The following is a 22068-nucleotide window of genomic DNA, read 5'->3' as shown; positions in this document are numbered from 1 at the left end:
GTTGGGGACACAGATGACCATGAGGACCACGACGGCGGGCACCGAAGCGGTTCTGTAGCACGCGAACGCGACGAATCGGCGGTCGACCGGACCTGGGAGCAGCTGCGGCGGCCGGGCTCCCCGATCACACGGCACCCGCTACCCCGCACCCATCACCCGGGCTCCCCGATGACACGGCACCCGGCGCCCCGGCGCCAAGCAACACGCACCCCGGCACCCCGGCGCCCAGCAACAGGCGCCTGTAGCAACGTCAGATGCAGTGCATCACATACAATTTTTTTGGGTACCGCGCCCCGGCGGTTGACGCAACTGCCAGCCGCCTTTCCGGGTCAAGCCACACAGATCATCAGCGGCACCCGAACCGGCTTTCTGGCCCACGGCAGAGAATGAGGACTTTCAGTGCAGAACTTCCCAGGCGTAGGCGTCAGCCCCGGCCGTGTCATCGGCACCATCCGCCAGATGCCCAAACCGATCAGCGCACCCCCCGCCGGCGAACAACTGCCCGCCGGCGTCACGGCTGAGGAAGAAACGGCTGCGCTGAAAACCGCCGCGAAGGCCGTCCACGACCAGCTCAAAGCCCGGGCCGGGACGGTCAGCGGCGACGGGAAAGCCGTGCTGGAAGCCACGGCCCTCATGGCCACGGACACCATGCTGCTGAAGAGCGCCGCCAAGCTGATCGCCCGCGGCACCTCCGGCCAGCGCGCCATCTGGGAAGCCGGCGCCTCCGTCGCGGAAATGCTGCACAACCTGGGCGGCTACATGGCCCAGCGAGCCACCGATGTCCTGGACGTCCGCGCCCGGATCGTGGCGGAACTGCGCGGCGTGCCCGCCCCGGGGATCCCCACTTCCTCGACCCCGTTCATCCTGATCGCCGAGGACCTGGCTCCGGCGGACACGGCCACCCTGGACCCGGAGAAGGTCCTTGCCCTGCTCACCGCCGGCGGCGGGCCCCAGTCCCACACGGCGATCATTGCCCGCTCGCTCGGCCTGCCCGCCGTCGTTGCGGCAACCGGCGTCGACCGCCTCGCGGACGGCACCGAAGTCTACGTGGATGGTGCCGCCGGCCTCATCACCGCAGATCCGGACGAGTCCCAGCGCACCGCCGCCGGACATTGGGCCGCCACCGCCTCACTGCTGGCGGACTTTGACGGCACGGGCACGACGGCGGATGGCCACCTAGTCCCGCTCCTCGCCAACGTCGGGGGCGCCAAGGACGCCGTGGCCGCCGCCAGGCTCAACGCCCAGGGGGTGGGGCTGTTCCGAACCGAGTTTTGCTTCCTGGAACGGGACACCGAGCCCACCGTGGATGAACAGGCCGTGGCCTACAAGGGCGTTTTCGACGCCTTCCCCGGCAAGAAAGTGGTTCTGCGCACGCTCGACGCCGGCGCGGACAAGCCGCTGCCGTTCCTGACCGACGCCACCGAGCCCAACCCGGCGCTCGGCGTCCGCGGCTACCGGACCGACTTCACCACGCCCGGCGTGCTGGAACGCCAGCTGCAGGCCATAGCCCGTGCCGAACGCGAATCCGCGGCCGACGTTTGGGTGATGGCGCCGATGATTTCGACGGCGGAGGAAGCCGCCCGCTTCGCCGCGCTGTGCACGGAGGCGGGGATCAAAACCCCCGGCGTTATGGTGGAGGTCCCCTCGGCTTCCCTCACGGCCGAGGCCATCCTCCGGGAGGTGGCCTTCGCCAGCCTGGGCACCAACGACCTCACCCAGTACGCCATGGCCGCGGACCGCCAGCTCGGCCCGCTCGCGGCGCTGAACACCCCCTGGCAGCCCGCCGTGCTCCGGCTGGTCAGCCTCACGGTCGAAGGCTCCGCGGCGGAGGGCCACAACAAGCCGGTGGGCGTCTGCGGTGAGGCCGCCGCGGACCCGGCCCTCGCCGTCGTCCTCACCGGGCTCGGCGTCTCCACCCTGTCCATGACGGCACGTTCCCTCGCGGCCGTGTCCGCCGTGCTTAAGACGGTCACGCTGGCCGAGGCGCAGGAGCTGGCCCAGCTTGCACTTTCCGCGCCAAGCGCCGCCGCGGCGCGGGCCCGGGTGCGGGAGAAGCTGCCGGTCCTGGACGAGCTCGGCCTGTAGCAGCAGGATGTGAGGCCCTGCCCGGGGCGCTAGGATGCCACCATGACACTGATTGCTCCCCGGGTGACGGCCGGGCTTCCGGCCGAGGACGCACAGAAACTCACGTACGCCCTCAGCGGCAGCGACGACATCACGGTGTTCGTGGACGGCACTGTGCACCGGCTTCCGCCCCAGGCGAGGGACGCCGTCGTCGACCTGCTGGGCAGGTTCAGCCGCGGCGAGTCCGTCACCGTCGGCAGCGTCGAGGAAATGCTGACCACCTCGAAGGCTGCGGAGCTTGCGGGCATCTCGCACACCTACCTGCGGAACATGACGGACCGGGGCGAAATTCCGGTGGAATACCGCGGCACGCACCGCCGCATTCGGCTGGCCGACATCATGGCGTGGCTCGAAAACCAGAAGAAGAGCAGCACAGCCGACGGTGCTCCCGCCGCCGGAAATGACGGAGCGGCGGATGCTCCATGACCGCGTGATAAGGATCAAGCAACGATCCCGGTCCTGCGCGGAAACGCGGAGAAGGCCGGGGTTACGCTTGGACGGTGGGTAAGTTCAGAGGGTGGCACATCGTGGCCGGCATTGCCGCCATGGTGCTCACCGGCATCCTCGGAACCGTGATGGGGCTGAACAATACGGCCGCTTTTATGTCCAGCTGTGTCGCGTTTGTCGCCGTCGCCATGTGGATGGACGGCCGGATCTCTCTCCGCAGGAAGGAGAAGGCGCGGGAAACGGCGCGGGAGTCGGCGCAGGAGGCAGCGCGTGATGACCCTGCCCGCCCCGCATCGGACCTCCCCCTGGACGTCGAGCGGTCCAAACGCGACGGCCACGGCGGCTAGAGCACTCTAGATCCTTGGCCGGCCCGCCCAGCGTCGCGCCTTGAGCGCCGCATGGAGCTCCACCCGGGCCATCCCCTTGAGCGGATCCACGCCGAGGAGCTGGCGGATCCGGCCCAGCCGGTTGTAGATGCTGCTCCGGTGCAGGTGCAGCTTGTCCGCCACATCCTGGACGGACCCGTCATTGTCGTAGAACAGCTCCAGCACGGGCAGGAGCTCATGGTTCCGGTCATGGTCCTCCAGTATCCGGAAGTACACCGAGCCCGCGTCCGCCCAGGCCCCCGCCCCGCCGCCGGCGGAGGCCAGCAGCTGGTAGAGGCCCGTGGCCCGGCAGTCCACGAGTTCGCCCAGCTGGGGATCCACCGCCGCGGCCTGGGCAGCCTGCCGGGACTGCCGGTAGGCCTCCGCCATCTCGCGGGGCTTGGCGAATCCCTCGGAAGTCCCGAGGATGATGCGGCGCACGGACCGCCCGGAGCGCTTGGCCAGTTCCAGCTGGTAGTGCACCAGCACCTGGGCGTGGTCCGCCCGGCCGGTGGACCCCCTGAACAGCACGACGGCGTGGGTTTCGGTGCCGGCGCTGAACAGGGCCGCGTCCACCCCGATGGTGGCCTGCAGCGCGGCGGAGCGGTGGATCAGGGTGGAGGCGATCGGGTCCGCCGCTTCTGCCCAGCCGTCGGCATCCAGCACGGTCACCAGCTGCCAGGGCCCGCGGCCCTGCACTTCCTTCCAGCCGGCCACGGCCGCGGAGGCGTTGGACTCGCCCTTGCAGGCGGCCAGGAACTCTTGCTCGCGCCGGCGCCGGAATTCGGACTCTGCGGTATTGGAGTCCAGCAGCAGGGCGGAGAGCTGCTCCATTTCGCGGCCGACCCCGGGCAGCTGGGCGAGGACCGACGCCGCGTTCGGCTCCTCGGCATCCAGCTGGACCCACAGGTAGCCCACCCGGAAACCGCGCACCAGCAGGGGCACGCAGACGCGGCCCAGCATGCCCAGCGCCTCGTTCGCCGGCACGACGACGGGCCGGACTGCCGTCGCGATCCCGTGCGAGAGCTGCCAGGCACTGACGTCCACGGCCACGCGTTTGCTGAGTAGGAAGTTCACCCGGACCCGGTCGGCGTGGGACTGGTTGGAGCTGTAAGCGAGCAGGAGGCCGTCGAGGTCCTCCAGCGACAGGCCGCGGCCAAGCTTCAGCGCCACCTGCTCCACGAGCTGCTCCACCTCCTGCTGCGCCATGCTGCCAGACTACTGCCCGGCGGGGTCCCGCTGCGAAAGCCACGACGCCGCGAGGCCGGCGGACAGCAGGCGACACCTGACGCTTGCCGCTTCGACAAATGTCGAGCGCAGGATTTCAAGAACCGCGCCATTCCGCGGAAAGCCGTCCGGACCGGGCGGCGTAGCCTGTCGCCTGCCTCACAACGGGATTTACTCTGGAACTACGACTTCCCCGTATACACCCAGGCCCGCGAGGCCGCCACCACTGGAGCCCAAAAATGATCATCGGTGTCCCCAAAGAGATCAAGAACAACGAATTCCGCGTCGCCATCACGGCTGCCGGCGTCCACGAGTTCCGCACCCACGGCCACTCGGTCCTGGTGGAGCGCGGCGCGGGCCTGGGCTCGGGCATCACGGACGAGGAATACGCCATCGCCGGCGCCGAGATTGTCGCCGACGCCGACGACGTCTGGGCCCGCGCCGACATGGTCATGAAGGTCAAGGAGCCGGTCAAGGCCGAATACCACCGTTTCCGCAAGGACCTGATCCTCTTCACCTACCTGCACCTGGCCGCCGAGCCGGAACTGACGCACAAACTCATCAACACCGGCGTCACCGCCATCGCCTACGAGACTGTCCAGGAAGGCCGCACGCTGCCGCTGCTGGCCCCGATGTCCGAGGTTGCCGGCCGCTTGTCCGTCCAGGTGGGCGCCACCTCGCTGATGGCTCCGGCCGGCGGCAAGGGTGTGCTGCTCGGCGGGGTCCCGGGGGTCCGCCCGGCCAAGGTGGTTGTCCTGGGCGCCGGCGTCGCCGGCACCAACGCCGCCGCCATGGCCCTGGGCCTCGGCGCCGACGTTACCATCCTGGACATCAACATCAACCGCCTGCGCGAACTCGATGCCCAGTACCAGGGCCGCCTGAAGACCGTTGCCTCCAACGCCTACGAGATCGAGAAGTCCGTGGTCGACGCCGACCTCGTGATCGGCTCCGTGCTGATCCCGGGCGCCAAGGCCCCGAAGCTGGTCACCAACGAGCTCGTCTCCCGGATGAAGCCCGGCTCCGTGCTGGTGGACATCGCGGTGGACCAGGGCGGCTGCTTCGAGGACACGCACCCCACCACGCACCAGGAACCGACGTACAAGGTGCACAACACCATCTTCTACTGCGTTGCCAACATGCCGGGCGCCGTTCCGAACACCTCCACCTACGCACTGACCAACGTCACCCTGCGTTACGCGGTGTCGCTGGCCAACCTGGGCGTCAAGGCCGCGTTTGACCGCGACGCGGCCCTCGCCGCCGGCCTGAACATCGCCGGTGGCAAGGTTGCGCACCGCTCGGTCTCCGAGGCGCACCACCTGCCTCTCGTCGCCGACTGGCACGAGCTCGTCTCCGCATAAGCAGCACCGCATCGACTGCTCCCCACCGGCCCCCTCGCCTCGCAAGCTCGGCCAGGGAACCCTGCCGGCGTGGGCCCATCCGCCCTTTTGGACCCCCAAAACGGCGGATGGGGAGCAGTCGATTGCTTTTTAAGACCTTAAGCCAGTGCCCGCGCCCGCTCCATCAGCCGCAGGACCTCCACCGGTCCCGCCGGGTCCACCGGCAGCGGCAGCGCCGAGGCCGCGCCGCCGTCGTTGATCTTGTCCGCCAGGATCCGGTAAAACTCCGGGTACGCGCCGCGCTCGGAGGGCAGCCGGTCCAGGTGCCCGTCCCGGCCCAGCAGCCCGGCCCAATCCGGATCTTCGACGCCGTAGTCAGGGTCCAGCGGGCTGCCGCCGGCCACGATGAAAGGCTCCTGCGGGTCGATGCCGTGCTTGGTGAAGCCGCCCCCGCTGCCCAGGAGCCGGAAGCGCGGACCCTGCTGGGCGCAGAGCATGTTCATCCACAGGTGGCTCGTGACCCCGGATTCGTGCCGCAGGGCGAGGAACACGTCGTCGTCGGCCTTCTCCCCCGGCCGCCGTGCCTCCAGTTCCGCGTGCGTGACCGTGGCGGGACCGAACAGCTGCACTGCCTGGTCCAGCAGGTGGGTGCCGAGGTCGAACAGCACCCCGCCGCCGTCGTCCGCCGCCGCAGCTGCCTTCCAGGCCTTGGCGACCGCGGGGGACCAGCGTTCAAAGCGCGATTCGAACCGGGCTATGGTGCCCAGCGCGCCGCTGTCCACCAGGCCGCGGACGGTCAGGAAGTCGCCGTCCCAGCGCCGGTTCTGGAATACGCTGAGCACCCGGCCCAGCCCTGCGGCGAGGCCGATCAGCTCCTCCCCTTCGGCGCTGCGCACCGTGAAGGGCTTGTCGACGACGACGTCGAGCCCGGCTTCCAGCGCCGCTTTCGCGAGCGGATAGTGGGTGGCCGGCGGGGTCCCGAGCACCAGCAGGTCCAGGTCGCCGGCGAGGCCGAGGATGTCTGCGGGGGTGTCCACAAGCCGGGTCCCCGGGTAGCGGGCGGAAGCCGCGGACTGCCTGCCGGCGTCGGACGTGGAAATGACGTCGAGGGAAAATGCAGGGTTGGCCGCGAGCAGCGGGGCATGGAAGACACTGCCGGAGAGGCCGTAGCCGGCGACGGCGGCGCGGATGGGCCGGGTGGAGTCTGGTGTCATGGCTCCACGCTACCCCGGCGGCCGCCGGTCAGACGGCGACGGCCGGCACCCGCCCGGACAATCCAGGGGGCGCCGGCCGTCGCTGCGGGGCGGTGTGACTTAGCGGGGAGTTACTTCTTTTCCCAGCCGAGGGTGGTCCAGTCCGGAACCTGGGACAGGCTCTTGAACAAGGACGGGCCGTAGTTGGCCAAGCCGGTGCGCACGAAGGAGATCTGCGGGCCGTTCATCACAACACCCATGGAGAAGTACTTCTCCATGTGCTTCTTTTCGACGTCCATGGCCGCCTTGTTGCGCTCGGCGTTGTCGGCGATGCTGGAGAGCTTTTTGATGTCGGCATCCAGTTCGGCGTCGCCCAGTTCGTTCTCGTTCGTCTTGGAATCGTAGAACTGCTTGACAGCGTCGGTGGCGTCCGCGCCCACGGTGTAACCGGAGACGCTCATAAAGAAGTCGCGGCTGCCAAGAACCTTGCCGAAGTCGGCGGAGGCACGCTGGTCGATCCCGACATCCATGCCGCCGGCCTTGAGCTGGTTCTGCAGGGTCTGCGTGAAGGCCAGGGTGGTGGGGTCGTCACCGAAGTTGCTGATCTTGAAGGCGGCGGGAACGCCGTCCTTCTCCATGATGCCGGCGGCGTTGGCCGTGTAGCCGGCGTCGGCCAGGACCTTCTTGGCGGCCTCGGGGCCGGTTTCCTTGACGGGGTAATTGTCCTGGTAGTCCTTGGAGAACGGCAGCAGCATCATCGATCCGGAGCTGGGCTCCTCCCAGTTCAGGCCGTTGAAACGGACCTTACGCAGCGCCTCGCGGTCGACGGCGGCGAAAACCGCCTTGCGGATCGCGACGTCGGTCATCGGCGCCTTCTGGGCGTTCAGATTCAGGCCGCCGGCGAAGAGGCGCTGGCCGCGGCGGACCTCGGAGTTTTTGGTGCCGTCAAGCTGCTTGTAGAGCGCAATGGTGTTGGCGGACACACCATCGATTTCACCGTTCTTGAACGCTGCGATCTGGGCGCTGAGCTCAAGCTGGCGGAAGACCACCTTTTCCAGGACCGGCTTGGCGCCCCACCACTTGTCGTTCGGGGCGAGGGTGACCGTCTTCGCGGCAGCGTCGTACTTGTCCAGCTTGAACGGGCCGGCCATCCACTCCGGGTGCATGTCACCGGTGAAGCCTTCGTTGAAGATCGCCGGGGTGTTCACGGCAGGGTGGACCAGGCCAAAAAACAAGGCGTCAAGCGGGTAAACCGGCTGGGTGGTGGTGACCACAACTTCCTTGTCGCTGGCACCGGCCTTGACCGACTCCACGAACTCGTAGGCGCCGGAGGAGACCACATCGATATCCTTGTTTTCACCCTTGAGCATATTCCAGGTGTTTTCGAAGGTCTTGACATCGATGGGGGTTCCGTCGTTGTAGCTGGCCTTCTCGTTCACCTTGATGGTGATGGTCTGCTTGCCGTCCTTGAGCTCACTCTTGACGTCTTCGCAGAAATCCTTGTTCGGCGTAGCTTTCCCGTCGAAGTCAATCTTCCAGCAACCACCCATGCCGCCGCTGTTGACGGCAGCAGGGTTCATGGGCACCATCAGAGCCGAGTTGTCGGCGCTGTTGCCGTTGTTGGAGAAACCGTTGAAGTCCGGTCCGATGTTGCCCAGCGGCAGGGTGACGGTGCCGCCCGGCTGAAGGTCCTTGGCATCCTTGGCGTTGATGCTGACGAGCTTGGCCACATCGCTTCCCGCGTCCTGGCCCTTGCCGGCATCCGGGCCCTTGGCAGCGGTGCCGCCGCCGCAGGCAGTCAGCGTGAGGGCCGCCGCTACGACTGCCGCTCCGCCGATCTTGGTGAGATTCTTCATGTGTTCCCCTTCATTTTTCGTGCGTGGTGTGTTGCGTAAGATCCGGGCTGTCAGCTGGTTTCGTGGACAACGAGCATGTCCGCGTCCAGTTCGCCGTCGGGATAGAAACAGGCATAGTGCTGGTCTGTGCGGGCCGCCGCGGGAGCCGCCGCCATTTCCAGGCCGGGTTCCAGCGTCAGGCACTTCTCCTGTTTAACGGGGGGAAGGGCGGCGAACACCGGGCAGCGGGTGGCGAAGTTACAGCCCTTGGGTGCTTCGAGCGGCGAGGGCAGATCGCCTTGCAGGATGATGCGTTCGCGGGTGCGCTCCAGCTGCGGGTCCGGCACGGGAATGGCCGAGAGCAACGCGCGGGTATAGGGGTGCCGCGGGTTGTCGAAGACGGCGTCGACGGCTCCGATTTCCACGATTTTTCCCAGGTACATCACGGCAACGCGGTTGGAGATGTGACGCACGACGGACAGGTCGTGGGCCACCATCAGATAGCTCAGCCCGAGTTCGGCGCGGAGCTGGTCCAGCAGGTTGATGACACCGGCCTGCACGGACACGTCCAGGGCGGACACCGGCTCGTCGAGGACCACCAGTTTGGGGTTCACGGCAAGGGCGCGGGCAATGCCGATGCGCTGGCGCTGGCCGCCGGAGAACTGGTTGGGGAAACGGTTGACGTGGTCCGGCTGCAGGCCCACGAGCTTCATCAGCTCCATGATCCGCTTCCGGATCTCGGGCTTGGCCATCCCCGCGTTTTCCAGCGGCTCGGACAGCACCTCGAAGACGGTGAAGCGGGGGTCCAGCGCGCCGGTGGGGTCCTGGAACACCATCTGGAGTTCCTTGCGCATGGCGCTCTTGGTCCTGGCATCCGCGGCTTCCTTGTTGCTCAGGCCGCCGATGACCACCTCGCCGTCCTGGTCTTTGTGGAACTCCATGATCTCCAGCAACGTGGTGGTCTTACCGCAGCCGGACTCACCCACGATCGAGAAGCACTCGCCCTCCCGGATGTCGAAGCTGAGCCCGTCCACCGCCTTGACGGTGCCGATCCGGCGCTTGATCAGGGCACCCTTCATCAACGGGAAGTGCTTTTTGACGTCCTTGAGCTCCAGCACGGCCCTGCGCTCCTCACGCGGGATGGCATCGAAGCGTGACACCGGCACAGGCGGTGCCTTGAAGAGCTCATGGACGTCCACCTCCGCGGCGAGCGAATCAGTCTTGATGCAGGCGGCCTTGTGATCCCCGCTGCCCGTGACCGGCCACAGCTCCGGCTCACCCGCCAGGCACGAATCGCTGACCAGCGGGCAGCGCGGCGCGAAGGAGCACCCCGTGGGGGTATGGACCAGGTTCGGTGGGATGCCCTCGATCGGCACCAGGGAGGACTTCTCGGCCACGTCAACGCGCGGCACGGCACCGAGCAGGCCCATCGTGTACGGCATCCGCGGGTTGTAGTAGATGTCATCCACGGTGCCCGTTTCCACCGGTTTGCCGGCGTACATCACCATGATGTCGTCAGCCAGACCCGCCACCACACCGAGGTCATGGGTGATCATCACGACGGCGGCGCCGGTCTCCTCCTGCGCGGTGTGCAGCACCTCGAGGACCTGCGCCTGGATGGTGACGTCGAGCGCCGTCGTCGGCTCATCCGCGATGAGCACGCGCGGGTTGTTGGCGATCGCGATGGCGATCATCACGCGCTGGCGCATGCCGCCGGAGAACTCATGCGGGAAGGCCTTGAGCCGGTCCTTCGGGCTGGGGATGCCCACCATGCCGAGAAGTTCGACGGCGCGCACCTCCTTGGCCAGTTTGCTCATGTTCGGGTTGTGGACCGTCAGCGCCTCGATGATCTGGTTGCCCACCGTGTAGACAGGAGTCAGGGAGGAGAGCGGGTCCTGGAACACCATGGCGATGTCGTTTCCGCGGTACCGGCACATGGCCTTGTCGCTGAGGCCCAGCAGTTCGCTGCCCAAGAGCTGGACCGAGCCGGTGACCTCCGCCGTCGGGGGCAGCAGGCCCATGATGGCCATGGACGTGACGGATTTGCCCGAGCCGGATTCGCCCACGATGCCGAGGGTCTTGCCGGCCCTGAGATCGAAGTCGATGCCACGCACGGCGTGCACCACGCCATTTTCGGTATTGAAGCGGACGTTCAGGTCCCGGACCGAGAGCACGGCGCCCGCCGGGGCATCAACTGCGGCGTGCAGCCCGGCCACGTGCAGGCGCTCAACAGTGGAGCGGCCGGCGGAGAGGCCGGCGGGTTCGGTGCCGGCGGTGATTTCTTGGCTCATGGGGTCATCTTCTTTGCGGTCTTCTGCGTTGTGCCCGAATTGGCGCGGCCCGAATTGGCGCGGCCGCTCTTGGCGCGGCCAACGGAACTGGAGCTGGGGTCGAACGCGTCCCGCAGACCGTCATTCATCATGGCGAGCGATCCCGTCAGCAGGAACATGACGGCCAGCGGGACCCAGAACATCCAGGGGAAGGTGGAGACCTGGGACGTGGCCTGGCCGATCAGCACGCCCAGGCTGACGTCCGGGACCTTGATGCCGATGCCGATGAAGGAGAATGCCACCTCGGCCAGGATCGCGCCGGTAATGCCGCGGGTGATGTCCAGCACCAGAAGCGAGCCGATGTTGGGGACGAGGTGCCGCCAGACGATGCGCCGCGGCGGGATTCCCATGTATTGGGCCGCCTTGACGAAGTCACGCGACATGAGGGACATGGAGAGCGAGCGGATGAGGCGGGCTGTGCCCATCCAGCTGAAGACCAGCAGGACGATGATCAATAGGAGCCAGCTGGGCAGGGTCTGCTGCAGGCCGTTACCGCCGCCGCTTGTGGCCACGGCGACCACCAGCAGGGCCGGCATCATGATCAGGGCTTCGAGGATGAACAGCATGACCTTGTCCACCTTGCCGCCGAAGTAGGCCATGGTGCAGCCGTAGACGGCGGCGATCAGCACCGAGACGAGGCCGACGACGAGGCCGATCAGGATCGAGATCCTGGTGCCCTCCACGGTCAGGGCATAGAGGTCGATGCCGGCCTGGGAGGTGCCCAGCAGGTGCTCGGCCGACGGCGGCATGCCGATGTTGAAGGGGTCGATAGTCTCCTTGTCCCAGCTGCTGAAGAAGCCGCCCACGAAGGAGAAGAGGGTCAGGGCCAGGAAGATAACCAGGCCCGCGACGGCCGTCCTGTTGCGCAGGAAGCGCCGCAGGATGATTGTGGTCTTGCCGATCACCACATCGCTGTTCTCGAGCTTGGCCTCTTCGGCGACGGCCACCGGATCGATGGCATTCAGGTTGGTCATGGTTACTGCACCCGCACTCTAGGGTCGACAAGCGTGGTGGCGAAGTCCGCGAGGATGGCGCCGATCGCGAAGATCACGGAGCCGTAGGCGAGGGTCGCCGTCGCGGCGTTGACGTCCTGCAGGGCGATCGCGTCGATACTCCAGGAGCCGACGCCGTGCCAGGCGAAGATCTTCTCGGCGAAAAAGCCGCCTGCGAAGATCGCCGGAATGGTGAAGGCGATGCTTTGCGCCACCGGAATGAAGGACACCCGCAGGGCATGCCGGCTGATGGCCTGGTTCCGGGTGAGGCCCTTGGCCCGCGCGGTCCGGACAAAGTCGGCGTTGACGTTGTCCAGAAGATATTGACGCTGGGCGATCTGGTAGGCGCCCCAGCCCACGATCGTGATCGCGAAAGTCGGCACCGCGTAGTGCGCCAGCATGTCGACGAATTGCACCCAGGCGTCCCCCTCCAGCCCCGGCGTGGAAATACCGGTGACGAAGAAGATGCGTTCGCCCACCGTCTCGTTGATGTTGATGGCGCCGAGCTGCACCAGGAAGTAGGCGATCGGTGCAGGCACGATGTATACGAGGTAGCTGTAGGAGGTGATGACCCGGTCCGAGGCTTTGTATTGCCGGGCGGCGGTGTAGACGCCCAGGGCGACGCCAATGATCAGGGTCAGGATGATGGAGGCCAGGAACAGCCGGGTCGAGATCCAGACCCGGTCGCCAAACTCGGCGTTGACGAACGCGCCGTTGGGGCTGCGTCCCCAGTCCCAGCGGGTGAGGATTGCCGTGATCCACTCGACGTAACGCTCCCACGGGCTGAGCTCCGGATCGAGGCCCTTGAGCCGGAAGGAGTTGGCCACCTGCTCGGGGGTGGGCCGCGGAATCCGTTCCTGCTCCAGCAGCGCGGGCTTAAGGGTGTTGACGGCCAGAAAATACCCGGCGGTGGTGGTCAGGAAAATCATAAAGACATAGGTGATGGCGCGTTTGGCGAGGTATCGGAGCACGGGACGCCTAGTTCTGGATCGCCGTGGCCTGTGCGGTTCCGGGTACTGTCTGGCGGGCCGGATCAGCCTGCCTGCGCGCCGGATTCATGACAAGATTCACAACTCGATCCTTCCGTAGTCCCCCTCACACGCAGGGGGTTGCCGCTGCCGATCGAGGATCAGGGCCAGCGGGTGTCTGGCCGCCCGCAGGCCTTTCGGCGAGTCCGGGTGGACTATGTTGCGGGTCACATTCCAGAGGAAACTATCACATGGACGCTGTCGCCGGATGCCCCCGGCCCCGGCATTCTGAAAGTCAGCTGTCAGATCGTTATGAATAATTCCGGGATTGTAGCCACCGTGGCCCCGCCGGAAGTCCCGACTCAGCTAGACGGCGCGCACTACGCACGAGACGAGCTCACACCAGGAAGCTGTGAGGCGCGCCGGGGAAATCCGGTGCACGCGGACGGCGTGCAGGAGGCGCTCGGGTTCGAGTGTGGCGCTCAGCGAGGTGGCCATGAGCCAGGGATCGGCCGTCACGCCGGCGTTTCGAAGCAGCATCTCCAGATGCCGGTGCCAGAGCACCGCGGCGGGGACATCGAACCTGTTGTGCGCCGCCGCGTCGGCAGCCCGGGCCAGCTCCCCGAACTCCAGCACCCAGGCGATGCGTTCCACGCCGCTGGCAATCAACCGCTCCAGCGGCTCGGCGCCGGGACCCAGTGGCGGCGGTCCAAACATGAAGCGCCCCTGGAATTCGGCTTCGGCGTCGCTGAGCAGAGTCATCATGAGCCCGGCCCGGCTGCCGAACCTCCTGAACACCGTCCCCTTGCCCACGCCCGCGCGCTGGGCCAGCGCGGCCATAGTCAGTCCGTCCGCCCCGCATTCCCCGATCAGCTCGCGGGCGGACCGAAGCAGCACCTCGCGGTTCCGGGCGGCATCCCGGCGCTCGGGCTCGGCGCCAGTGCGAATTGGAATATAGCTCACTCCGCACATTGTATGCCCCCGGGAAATATAAACGGACCGCAGTCCGTTTAGATCAGTGAAGGCCGCCCCTGGCCTCCACGATCCGCCAGCCGCAGGACCGTCCGCGGCGCGACAGCCAGGAGTTCGCATGTCCAGGAACACCATCCTCACCCTCGTCGGCAGCCTCCGCGCCGGTTCCACCAACCAGCAGTTGGCCGAGGCCATCCGGCTGAACGCGCCGGAGCAAGTGGAGGTCATCATCCACGAGAGCCTCGGCAACATCCCGTTCTACAACGAGGACATCGACGTTGAGGGCCAGGTCCCGGCCGCCGCCGCCGCCCTGCGCGCCGCCGCCAACGATGCCGACACCCTGCTCCTGGTGACCCCGGAGCACAACGGCACTGTCCCGGCCTCCCTCAAGAACGCCATCGACTGGCTGTCCCGCCCCTATGGCGCAGGCGCCTTGAACGGCAAGCCGACCGCCGTCGTCGGCACCGCTTTCGGCCAGTTCGGCGGCGTCTGGGCCCAGGATGAGGCCCGCAAGGCTGTCGGCATCGCCGGCGCCCGGGTTATCGAGGACGTCAAGCTGGCCATCCCCGGCTCCCTGGTCCGCTTCGCCGAAGTCCACCCGAAGGACGACGCCGAAGTAGTCGAACAGATCAAGGGCATCTTCGACGCACTCGCCGGGTTCCGGACGGCCGCCGCCGCGTAGCCCTCTTGATTCCCCCGTTACCTTCGACGTCCCCGGCAGCCTTCCCGCTGCCGGGGACGCCTTGTTGTGTCCGGCCGGCCGCGGCGTGACATGGCGGACCGGTCTTTTGTGAACAACCGTTGCCCCCAAGACAACACGGGCTGTAGTCTGGACCTGTGACCCACGAAACACTTGATGCCGCCGCAGCAGTCCTTCCGGCCGAGGCAATTGACGCAATCGAACGCGCGGCTACGTCCGCCCACCGCCACGAGGATCTCTTCTCGGAGCGCGCAGCAAATATCAAGCAATCGGCAGTCCGCGATGTCTTTGACATCTCGATGCGCCCCGGCCTCGTCTCGTTGGCTGGCGGCAGTCCCTACCTCCAGTCCCTCCCGCTCGAGCGGCTCGGCCAGACCGCCGCGAAGATCATCGCGGAGCAGGGAATGACCGCCCTGCAGTACGGCGGCGGCCAGGGCACGGAAGAACTCCGCAGCCAGATCTGCGAGGTCATGGCCGCGGAGGGAATCCTCGACGCCAGACCCGAGAACGTGGTGATTACCGCGGGCTCGCAGTCCGCTCAGGATGTCGCTACCAAGGTGTTCTGCAACCCCGGCGACGTGGTCCTTGTGGAGGACCCCACCTATGTCGGCGCGCTCAACACCTTCGAGGCCTACCAGGTGCAGGTCGCCACGGTGCCGATGGATGGCGACGGCATCGTCCCGGAACTTCTCGGAGCCAAGATCGCGGCCCTGCAGTCCGCCGGCAAGAACGTCAAGTTCCTCTACACGATCCCCAGCTTCAACAACCCCTCAGGCATCACTCTGTCGCAGGAGCGGCGGCAGCAGGTGGTCGATATATGCCGCAAGGCGAATATCCTGGTGCTGGAGGACAATCCTTATGGTCTGCTGCGCTTCGACGGGAAGCCGCTGGCCCCGCTCCGGGCCGCGAACCCGGACGATGTCATCTACATGGGGTCCTTCTCCAAGATCTTCGCGCCCGGCCTGCGGATCGGCTGGGCGCTCGTCCCCGCACACCTCCAGCGCCGTTATTACCTGGCTTCGGAGGCCGTCACGCTGTGCCCGCCGACCCTCAACCAGATGCTGGTCTCCGCCTACCTGCGCGACTACGACTGGCGCGGCCAGATCGAAACGTACCGGGGGCTCTACAAAGAACGCTGCGACGCGATGCTCGCGGCGCTTGAGGAGTACATGCCCGCGGGCCTGAGCTGGACCCGCCCCGAGGGTGGTTTCTTCGTCTGGGTGACCCTGCCGGACGGTGTGGATACCTATCCGCTGCTGCGGAAGGCGATCGACGCCGGCGTCGTATTCATTCCCGGTGCGGCATTTACGCATTCGGATGAACCGTCCAATAAAATCCGTCTGGCCTTCAGCGCAGTCCCGCCGGAGTCCATCCGTGAGGGTGTCCGCAGGCTGGCGCCGGTCCTGCGGGAAGCCATCGCAGCGTTGTAGCCTGAAGCATTGGCGCATGGCCGAAGACGATCGTTGACCTCAAGGAGCATTTTATGACCGGAATTATTGTTGTTGGCGTCGATGGCAGTGAAACTGCCCTGAAGGCTGCGCAGACTGCGCGGGACCTGGCGGTCTCGCTCGGGGCTACCCTGCACGTGGTCAGCGCCTTCGACAGCGACCGGACCGAAGTCTTCGGCAGCGGCAGCGACAAGTGGATCGTCTCCGATGCCGGCGAGGCGGAGAAGGTGGCCAAGAGCGTCGCCAACAGCCTCCGGACCCAGGACATCAACGTTACGTACGCCGCCGCCCGGGGAAAGCCCGCCGAAGCCCTGATCAGCGAGGCGGGACGCGCCGGCGCGCAGCTGATTGTGGTCGGCAACCGGCGGATGAGGGGCCTCGGCCGGGTCCTGGGGAGCGTTGCGAACAGCGTGGCCCACAACGCTCCCTGCGACGTCTACATTGCCAAGACCGACATCGCCGAGTGAAACAACACCGGCGATCGGCGCAGGGCCATAGCGGCTGGGCTGCCGGCTAGGCTTTCCCGCCGGCGGCAGCCGGGTCCGCCTTCAGTACCCGCCGCAGGATCTTGCCGGAGGAGGACTTCGGCACGGCGTCGATGAACTCCACCCGGCGGATCTTCTTGAACGGCGCCACCTTGGCCGCGACGAAGTCCATCACCGCTGCCTCGTCGAGCCGCCCGCCGTCGTCACCGGGCTGGCGGACCACAAACGCCATCGGCACTTCCTGGCCGTCGGCGTCGAGTGTCCCGATCACGGCGGCGTCGGCAATGCCGGGGTGCGTCAGCAGCAGCGCCTCGAGCTCGGCGGGAGCGATCTGATAGCCCTTGTATTTGATCAGCTCCTTGAGCCTGTCCACGATCGTCACGACGCCGTCGGCCCGCACCGTGGCGATGTCGCCGGTGTGCAGGAAGCCGTCGGCGTCGAGGGTGTCCGCCGTCTCCCCCGGCCGGTTCAGGTAGCCGAGCATCACGTTCGGCCCGCGGCAGAGCAGGTGGCCCGGGGCGCTGGTGCCTTCGGCGGGGACCTCGATCTCCTCCCCGGTGGCCGGATCCAGCAGGCGGCACTCCATGTTCGGCACCGTGTAGCCCACCGAGCTGACGGGCACGTCCGTGGCGTCCACCGGGATGAGGTGGGAAACGGGGCTCATCTCGGTCATACCGTAGCCCTGCAGTACCCGGCAGCCCAGGCGCCTGGCGAGGCTGGTTCCCAGTTCCCCGTCGAGCGGCGCCGCACCGGAAAGGGTGGTGTGGACCGAGCTGAGGTCGTAGTCCGCCACGAGCGGATGTTTGGACAGTGCGACGGCCACGGGTGGGGCGATGAAGAGGTAGCTGCACTTCTGGTCCTGGATGATCCGCAGGAACTCGGCGAGGTCGAACCTCGGCATGGTGACCAGGCAGGCCCGCCGGCGCAGGGCCAGGTTCAGCAGGACCGTCAGGCCGTAGATGTGGAAGAAGGGCAGCAGCGCCAGCAGCCGGTCTTCGGGGGCGACGTTGAGTAGGCCGCTGGACTGCTCCGCGTTGGCGATCAGGTTCCGGTGGCTGAGCATAACGCCCTTGGGCCGTCCCGTGGTGCCGGAGGAATAGGGCAGCACGGCGACATGCGTGGCCGGATCGAAGCTGACGTCGGGGGCCGGCGCGCCCGCGGTGAGCAGGTCCCGCAGCGAGGGATGGCCTTCAGCGCCGTCGAGCACCACGAGCCGATCGTCCGGGATCCCGGCCTGAGCGGCCGCTTCACGCGCGCCGGGGAGCAGGGCGGAGACGGTGAACAGCCACTGCGCGCCGGCGTCGGCGAGCTGGAGCGCAATCTCATCAGCCGTGTAGAGCGAGTTGACGGTGGTGACCGTCGCGCCGGCCCGCAGCAGGCCGTGAAAGACGACGGCGAAGGCCGGGACGTTGGGGCACAGGATCGCCGCCACGCCATGGACGCCGAGGCCCTGCGCCGCGACGGCTCCGGCCAGCGCATCGATCTGCGCAACCAGCGTCCGGTAGGTGGTGTCCGCGCCGCTCGTGCCGTCGACGACGGCGACCCGGTCCAGGTCCTCCTCCTGGAGGCCGCCAAAAAGGTACTCATAAATGCTGACGTTGGGAATATCCACGTCGGGGAACGGGCTCGAAAACACGCAATATCTCCTTTGATCCGCGTCCGCCGGGCTGGCGGCGGCTGGTGCCACTCTAGTGCCGGCGGGCGGCGCGGGACAGGAAAGCGCGGATTTGACCCGCGCCGCCACCCCTCATGGGGATCCGCGACTGACCCAATTCCTCTCCTCCGGGGCAACTAAGCCGGCCTCTGCCGTGCCGCCGGGATCGCTGCCGCGGGACGTCCGGCTGCCTCAATCCAGCAGGAGGGCCGGCTCTTCGAGAATGGCGGCGACGTCGGCCATAAAGCGCGCCGAGAGGTCCCCGTCCACCACCCGGTGGTCGAAGGAGCCGCCGAGGGTGGTGATCCAGCGCGGAATGACTTCGCCGTCGAGGACCCAGGGTTTCTGTTTGATGGTGCCGAAGGCAACGATGGCCACCTCGCCGGGGTTGATGATCGGCGTCCCGGTGTCGATGCCGAGGGCACCGATGTTGGTCACCGTGAGTGTGCCGCCCTGCATCTGGGCCGGCTGGGTCTTGCCGGCGCGGGCTGTGGTGGCCAAATCGTTCAGCGCGAGGGCCAGTTCCTTGAGGGACAGGTCCTGGGCGTTCTTGATGTTGGGCACCATGAGGCCGCGGGGTGTGGCGGCGGCGATGCCCAGGTTCATGAAGTGCTTGACGTGGATCTCGGCCGAGTCGCTGCCGTCCGGGTTGTCCACCCAGGTCGCGTTGACACTGGGGTTGCGGGCCGCGGCCCAGATGACGGCCTTGGCCAGGATCAGCAGCGGTGAGACCTTGATGCCCTCAAAGTCGCGGGAAACCTTGAGCCGCTTGACGAACTCCATGGTGCGGCTCGCGTCGACGTCCACGAAGATGCTCACGTGCGGGGCCGCGAAGGCAGACTCGACCATTGCCTTCGCAGTAGCCTTCCGGACGCCCTTGACCGGGATCCGTTCGATCCGCTGCTCCTGCGGGCGGCCGGTCTTGCCCCAGAAGGTGTCCGCGTGATCCACTTCGGCGTCCCGCTGGGCCTGGTAGCTGACGAGGTCCTCGCGGGTCACTTCGCCGCGGGCGCCGGTGGGGATCACATCGGAAAGGTCGATGCCGAGGTCCCGGGCGATCTTTCGCACGGGCGGCTTGGCCAGCACCCGGTTGACGAGGCCGGTGATGGCGCCGCCGAAGGTGGGCCGGGTGTCGACTGCCTCTGCAGGCACCGGCCGTGCGGTCTGGGCGACAGCCTCCGGGCTGCTCCAGGTGTCATGGCTCTCCACCGGGTCGGCGGAGACGGAGCTTGTCGAAACGGCCTGCCTGGCCGGCGCGGAAACCCGCGGGCGGCGTTTTACGGCGTCGGCCTTGGGGCCGGATCCCACCAGTGGACCTCCGGCCGGGCGCCCATCCGGATCGCCGGCGTCGGACAGATCCTCTTCGAGTTTGCCGTACATCGGAGGGTCCGCGACGGGGTCGGCAACGGCCGGAACCGCGGGGGCCCCCGGCGCTGCAGTATCCGGGGCGGCCGCGTCGGACACACTGATGATGGCGGTGCCGACGTCGACCGTCACACCCTCCGCGACAAGCAGTTCGGTGACCGTGCCGGCGAACGGCGAGGGCAGCTCGACGAGGGATTTCGCGGTCTCGATCTCGCACAGGACGTCGTTGATGGCCACGGTGTCGCCGGCCTTGACCTTCCAGGAGACGATTTCGGCCTCGGTCAGCCCTTCACCCACGTCGGGGAGGTTGAACTTGTGGAGAGTCATATCTTCCTTGGTTGTGGAAGGCGCCTCATTGGCAAAAGGCATCAGTAGGAAAGGGCACGTTCAAGTGCCTCAAGGATGCGGTCGATGTCCGGGAGGTAGTCTTCCTCCACCTTGGCCACGGGATAGGGCATGTGGAAGCCGCCCACCCGGATGACCGGAGCCTCGAGCGAGTGGAAGGCCCGCTCGCTGATCCGGGCCGCGATTTCGCCGCCGATGCCGCCGAAGGTGGGGGCCTCGTGGGCCACGATCAGCCGGCCCGTTTTCTTGACGGAAGCCGCCACGGTGTCGAAGTCGATCGGCGAGATGGAGCGCAGGTCGATCACCTCGATGCTGTGGCCGTCCTCCGCGGCGGCGTTGGCCGCGGCCAGGGCCACCGGCACCAGCGGGCCGTAGACCACCACTGTGGCGTCGGTTCCCGCACGCAGCACATGGGCCTTGAAGGGGTCCGCCGAGGTTCCGGGGGATTCCGTGTCCACCTCGCCCTTGAGCCAGTAGCGGCGCTTGGGTTCGAAGACGATCACGGGGTCCTGGCAGTCGACGGCCTGCTGGATCATCCAGTAGGCGTCGTGCGGGTTGGACGGGGTGATGATCCGCAGCCCGGCGGTGTGGGCGAACAGCGCTTCGGGGGATTCCGAGTGGTGCTCGATCGAGCCGATGCCGCCGCCGTAGGGGATCCGGATGACGACGGGAACGGTCAGGTTGCCGTTGCTGCGGGAGTGCATCTTGGCCAACTGCGTGGTGATCTGGTTGAAGCCCGGGAAGACGAAGCCGTCGAACTGGATCTCGCAGATGGGCAGGTAGCCGCGCAGGGACAGGCCGATCGCGGTGCCGATGATGCCCGACTCCGCGAGCGGCGTGTCCACCACGCGGTCCGCGCCAAATTCGGCGATGAGGCCGTCAGTGACGCGGTACACCCCGCCCAGCGGCCCGATGTCCTCGCCCATGAGCAGGGAGCGCGGGTTGTTGTTCAGTGTTGCGCGCAGGCCCGCGTTGATGGCCTTGGCGATGGTCATGGTGGTCATGGGCTGGCCGTCCCCTCTGCCTCTGACTCTGTCTCGTCGGCGTCGGCGTCGGCGAATCCTGCGCTGTACTCCTCGAACCAGGCCAGTTCTTCGGCCACGAGGGGGTGGGCCTCCACATAGGTGTTGGCGAAGGCGGTCCGGATATCCGGGGTTTCCAGCTCGTGGGTCGTCTTACGGACGTAGGCGGCGAGCTCGTCGCCGTCGGCCCTGACCTGCGCAAAGAAGGCGTCGTCCGCCATGCCTTCGGCGCGCAGGTACTTTTCCAGGCGTTCCAGCGGATCCTTCGCCCGCCAGCGGTCCTCCTCCGCGGATTCCCGGTATTTGCCGGGATCGTCGGCCGTAGTGTGCGCGCCGACGCGGTAGGTGAACGCCTCGATCAGCACGGGCCCCTTGCCCTCACGGGCGTGATCGAGTGCCCACTCGGTGACGGCGTGGACGGCGATCACGTCATTGCCGTCCACCCGGATGCCGGGGAAGCCGTAGCCCTTGGCGCGGTTGGCCAGCGGGATACGGGTCTGCACGGAACTGGGCACGGAGATGGCCCAGTGGTTGTTCTGGCAGAAGAACACAACAGGCGCGTTGTAGGAAGAGGCAAAGACCATGGATTCGTGGACGTCCCCTTCGGAGCTGGCGCCGTCACCGAAATAGACCACGACGGCGGCCTTGGGCTCCGGCGTCCCGCCGACGGATCCGTCCGCGGCCGCGGCGGCGGCCGCGAGCTTCTGGTCGCGCTGGATGCCCATGGCGTAGCCGACTGCGTGCGGTGTCTGGGCCGCGAGCACCAGAGTGTAGAGGTGGAAGTTGGTGTCCTTGGGATTCCAGCCGCCGTTGGAGACGCCACGGAACTGGCGGAGCAGCTCAGCGAGGTCAACGTTGCGGGTCAGAGCCACCCCGTGCTCGCGGTAGGTGGGGAAGATGTAATCCTGGGGCTGGCTGGCCCGGCCGGAGCCAATCTGTGCGGCTTCCTGTCCTGTGAGCGGGACCCACAACGCCAGCTGCCCCTGCCGCTGGAGGGCGGTGGCCTCCACGTCAAAGCGGCGGATCTTGGCCATGTCAGCATAGAATCCGCGGAGCTTTTCCGGATTGAGCCGTGCGGCGTATTCAGAGAAGACAGGGTCGAAACCCAGCCTTCCGTCCGGGCCCAGCAACTCCACCATGGGCGCTGCGGAGTTGCCCGGTTGGGCTTCGGCTTCCGCCTCGAGGTGGTCATCCATGTCGGTTCCGTCGAACTCGGTAGAGGGCAGATGTGTGCCCATACCGTCTCCTTGCTTGCCGCA

18 protein-coding genes are annotated in these 22068 nt (G+C 67.2%); 7 read left to right on the top strand and 11 right to left on the bottom strand.

The features are described 5' to 3' along the window. Positions 1 to 399: 399 nt before the first annotated feature. From ptsP to AC50X6_RS05880, 3 genes are all read left to right on the top strand, one after another. On the top strand, positions 400 to 2085 hold the full coding sequence (gene ptsP / locus AC50X6_RS05890; protein WP_494965317.1) for a phosphoenolpyruvate--protein phosphotransferase: 1686 nt from the start codon (positions 400 to 402) through the stop codon (positions 2083 to 2085). 42 nt (positions 2086 to 2127) lie between these two features. Continuing rightward, a complete protein-coding gene (locus tag AC50X6_RS05885) occupies positions 2128 to 2550 on the top strand; it encodes a helix-turn-helix domain-containing protein (RefSeq protein ID WP_494965316.1) in 423 nt (140 codons plus the stop codon). A gap of 74 nt (positions 2551 to 2624) precedes the next feature. After that, entirely contained in the window at positions 2625 to 2918 is a 294-nt protein-coding gene (locus AC50X6_RS05880; RefSeq protein ID WP_494965315.1) for a hypothetical protein, read from the top strand. A 6-nt stretch (positions 2919 to 2924) separates the two neighbouring features. On the opposite strand, the gene AC50X6_RS05875 is transcribed toward AC50X6_RS05880, so the two are convergent. Beyond that, the gene (locus AC50X6_RS05875) at positions 2925 to 4145 is read right to left on the bottom strand and encodes a PucR family transcriptional regulator (RefSeq protein ID WP_494965314.1); all 1221 of its coding nucleotides are present in this window, start codon (positions 4143 to 4145) and stop codon (positions 2925 to 2927) included. 257 nt (positions 4146 to 4402) lie between these two features. On the opposite strand from AC50X6_RS05875, the gene ald reads away from it, so the two are divergent. Continuing rightward, positions 4403 to 5521, top strand: coding sequence for an alanine dehydrogenase (gene ald, locus AC50X6_RS05870; protein WP_494965313.1), 1119 nt, complete (start codon positions 4403 to 4405; stop codon positions 5519 to 5521). Between the two features lie 137 nt (positions 5522 to 5658). On the opposite strand, the gene AC50X6_RS05865 is transcribed toward ald, so the two are convergent. From AC50X6_RS05865 to AC50X6_RS05840, 6 genes are all read right to left on the bottom strand, one after another. Then, positions 5659 to 6714: a Gfo/Idh/MocA family protein gene (locus AC50X6_RS05865; RefSeq protein WP_494965312.1), complete on the bottom strand. Its 1056-nt coding sequence runs from the start codon at positions 6712 to 6714 to the stop codon at positions 5659 to 5661. A 110-nt stretch (positions 6715 to 6824) separates the two neighbouring features. After that, positions 6825 to 8549, bottom strand: a complete 1725-nt coding sequence (locus AC50X6_RS05860) for an ABC transporter family substrate-binding protein (RefSeq protein WP_494965311.1) — start codon at positions 8547 to 8549, stop codon at positions 6825 to 6827. A 50-nt stretch (positions 8550 to 8599) separates the two neighbouring features. Continuing rightward, entirely contained in the window at positions 8600 to 10819 is a 2220-nt protein-coding gene (locus tag AC50X6_RS05855) for an ABC transporter ATP-binding protein (RefSeq protein ID WP_494965310.1), read from the bottom strand. Continuing rightward, a complete protein-coding gene (locus tag AC50X6_RS05850) occupies positions 10816 to 11832 on the bottom strand; it encodes an ABC transporter permease (RefSeq protein WP_326967119.1) in 1017 nt (338 codons plus the stop codon). Before AC50X6_RS05850 ends, AC50X6_RS05855 begins: the two co-directional genes overlap by 4 nt. A gap of 2 nt (positions 11833 to 11834) precedes the next feature. Continuing rightward, positions 11835 to 12821 (bottom strand): ABC transporter permease, encoded by a 987-nt coding sequence (locus AC50X6_RS05845; protein WP_494965309.1) that lies wholly within the window; start codon positions 12819 to 12821, stop codon positions 11835 to 11837. Between the two features lie 363 nt (positions 12822 to 13184). Then, complete coding sequence (locus tag AC50X6_RS05840) at positions 13185 to 13781, bottom strand: TetR/AcrR family transcriptional regulator (RefSeq protein WP_494965308.1); 597 nt, start codon at positions 13779 to 13781, stop codon at positions 13185 to 13187. 127 nt (positions 13782 to 13908) lie between these two features. Here AC50X6_RS05840 and AC50X6_RS05835 point away from each other — a divergent pair, with 127 nt between their 5' ends. The 3 genes from AC50X6_RS05835 (at position 13909) to AC50X6_RS05825 (ending at position 16405) form a co-directional block, all read left to right on the top strand. Next, positions 13909 to 14472 carry an NAD(P)H-dependent oxidoreductase gene (locus AC50X6_RS05835; RefSeq protein WP_494965307.1) on the top strand — a complete coding sequence of 188 codons (564 nt, stop codon included), beginning with the start codon at positions 13909 to 13911 and terminating at the stop codon, positions 14470 to 14472. A 155-nt stretch (positions 14473 to 14627) separates the two neighbouring features. Then, positions 14628 to 15920 carry an aminotransferase-like domain-containing protein gene (locus tag AC50X6_RS05830; RefSeq protein ID WP_494965306.1) on the top strand — a complete coding sequence of 431 codons (1293 nt, stop codon included), beginning with the start codon at positions 14628 to 14630 and terminating at the stop codon, positions 15918 to 15920. Positions 15921 to 15973: 53 nt separating this feature from the next. After that, positions 15974 to 16405 carry a universal stress protein gene (locus tag AC50X6_RS05825; protein WP_326967124.1) on the top strand — a complete coding sequence of 144 codons (432 nt, stop codon included), beginning with the start codon at positions 15974 to 15976 and terminating at the stop codon, positions 16403 to 16405. Between the two features lie 46 nt (positions 16406 to 16451). Here the strand turns inward: AC50X6_RS05825 and AC50X6_RS05820 are convergent, their stop codons facing one another. The 4 genes from AC50X6_RS05820 to AC50X6_RS05805 form a co-directional block, all read right to left on the bottom strand. Beyond that, positions 16452 to 18059 (bottom strand): AMP-binding protein, encoded by a 1608-nt coding sequence (locus tag AC50X6_RS05820; protein ID WP_494965305.1) that lies wholly within the window; start codon positions 18057 to 18059, stop codon positions 16452 to 16454. A 210-nt stretch (positions 18060 to 18269) separates the two neighbouring features. Beyond that, positions 18270 to 19769, bottom strand: coding sequence for a dihydrolipoamide acetyltransferase family protein (locus AC50X6_RS05815; protein WP_494965304.1), 1500 nt, complete (start codon positions 19767 to 19769; stop codon positions 18270 to 18272). A gap of 41 nt (positions 19770 to 19810) precedes the next feature. Then, on the bottom strand, positions 19811 to 20791 hold the full coding sequence (locus tag AC50X6_RS05810; protein WP_494965303.1) for an alpha-ketoacid dehydrogenase subunit beta: 981 nt from the start codon (positions 20789 to 20791) through the stop codon (positions 19811 to 19813). Further along, positions 20788 to 22047, bottom strand: coding sequence for a thiamine pyrophosphate-dependent dehydrogenase E1 component subunit alpha (locus tag AC50X6_RS05805; protein ID WP_494965302.1), 1260 nt, complete (start codon positions 22045 to 22047; stop codon positions 20788 to 20790). Before AC50X6_RS05805 ends, AC50X6_RS05810 begins: the two co-directional genes overlap by 4 nt. Between the last annotated feature and the right edge of the window lie 21 nt (positions 22048 to 22068).

This window comes from Pseudarthrobacter sp. HLT1-7, assembly GCF_059383435.1.
The sequence above is the reverse complement of the archived record's forward strand: the minus strand, read 5'-3'. Positions and strand labels throughout refer to the sequence as shown.

Excerpts from the sequence above, each read along its gene's own strand:
- AC50X6_RS05805 (WP_494965302.1), bottom strand. The coding sequence starts at position 22,047 with ATGGGCACACATCTGCCCTCTACCGAGTTCGACGGAACCGACATGGAT.
- AC50X6_RS05835 (WP_494965307.1), top strand. The coding sequence starts at position 13,909 with ATGTCCAGGAACACCATCCTCACCCTCGTCGGCAGCCTCCGCGCCGGT.
- AC50X6_RS05850 (WP_326967119.1), bottom strand. The coding sequence starts at position 11,832 with ATGACCAACCTGAATGCCATCGATCCGGTGGCCGTCGCCGAAGAGGCC.
- AC50X6_RS05875 (WP_494965314.1), bottom strand. The coding sequence starts at position 4,145 with ATGGCGCAGCAGGAGGTGGAGCAGCTCGTGGAGCAGGTGGCGCTGAAG.
- AC50X6_RS05865 (WP_494965312.1), bottom strand. The coding sequence starts at position 6,714 with ATGACACCAGACTCCACCCGGCCCATCCGCGCCGCCGTCGCCGGCTAC.
- AC50X6_RS05810 (WP_494965303.1), bottom strand. The coding sequence starts at position 20,791 with ATGACCACCATGACCATCGCCAAGGCCATCAACGCGGGCCTGCGCGCA.
- AC50X6_RS05815 (WP_494965304.1), bottom strand. The coding sequence starts at position 19,769 with ATGACTCTCCACAAGTTCAACCTCCCCGACGTGGGTGAAGGGCTGACC.
- AC50X6_RS05825 (WP_326967124.1), top strand. The coding sequence starts at position 15,974 with ATGACCGGAATTATTGTTGTTGGCGTCGATGGCAGTGAAACTGCCCTG.
- AC50X6_RS05855 (WP_494965310.1), bottom strand. The coding sequence starts at position 10,819 with ATGAGCCAAGAAATCACCGCCGGCACCGAACCCGCCGGCCTCTCCGCC.
- AC50X6_RS05885 (WP_494965316.1), top strand. The coding sequence starts at position 2,128 with ATGACACTGATTGCTCCCCGGGTGACGGCCGGGCTTCCGGCCGAGGAC.
- AC50X6_RS05860 (WP_494965311.1), bottom strand. The coding sequence starts at position 8,549 with ATGAAGAATCTCACCAAGATCGGCGGAGCGGCAGTCGTAGCGGCGGCC.
- ald (WP_494965313.1), top strand. The coding sequence starts at position 4,403 with ATGATCATCGGTGTCCCCAAAGAGATCAAGAACAACGAATTCCGCGTC.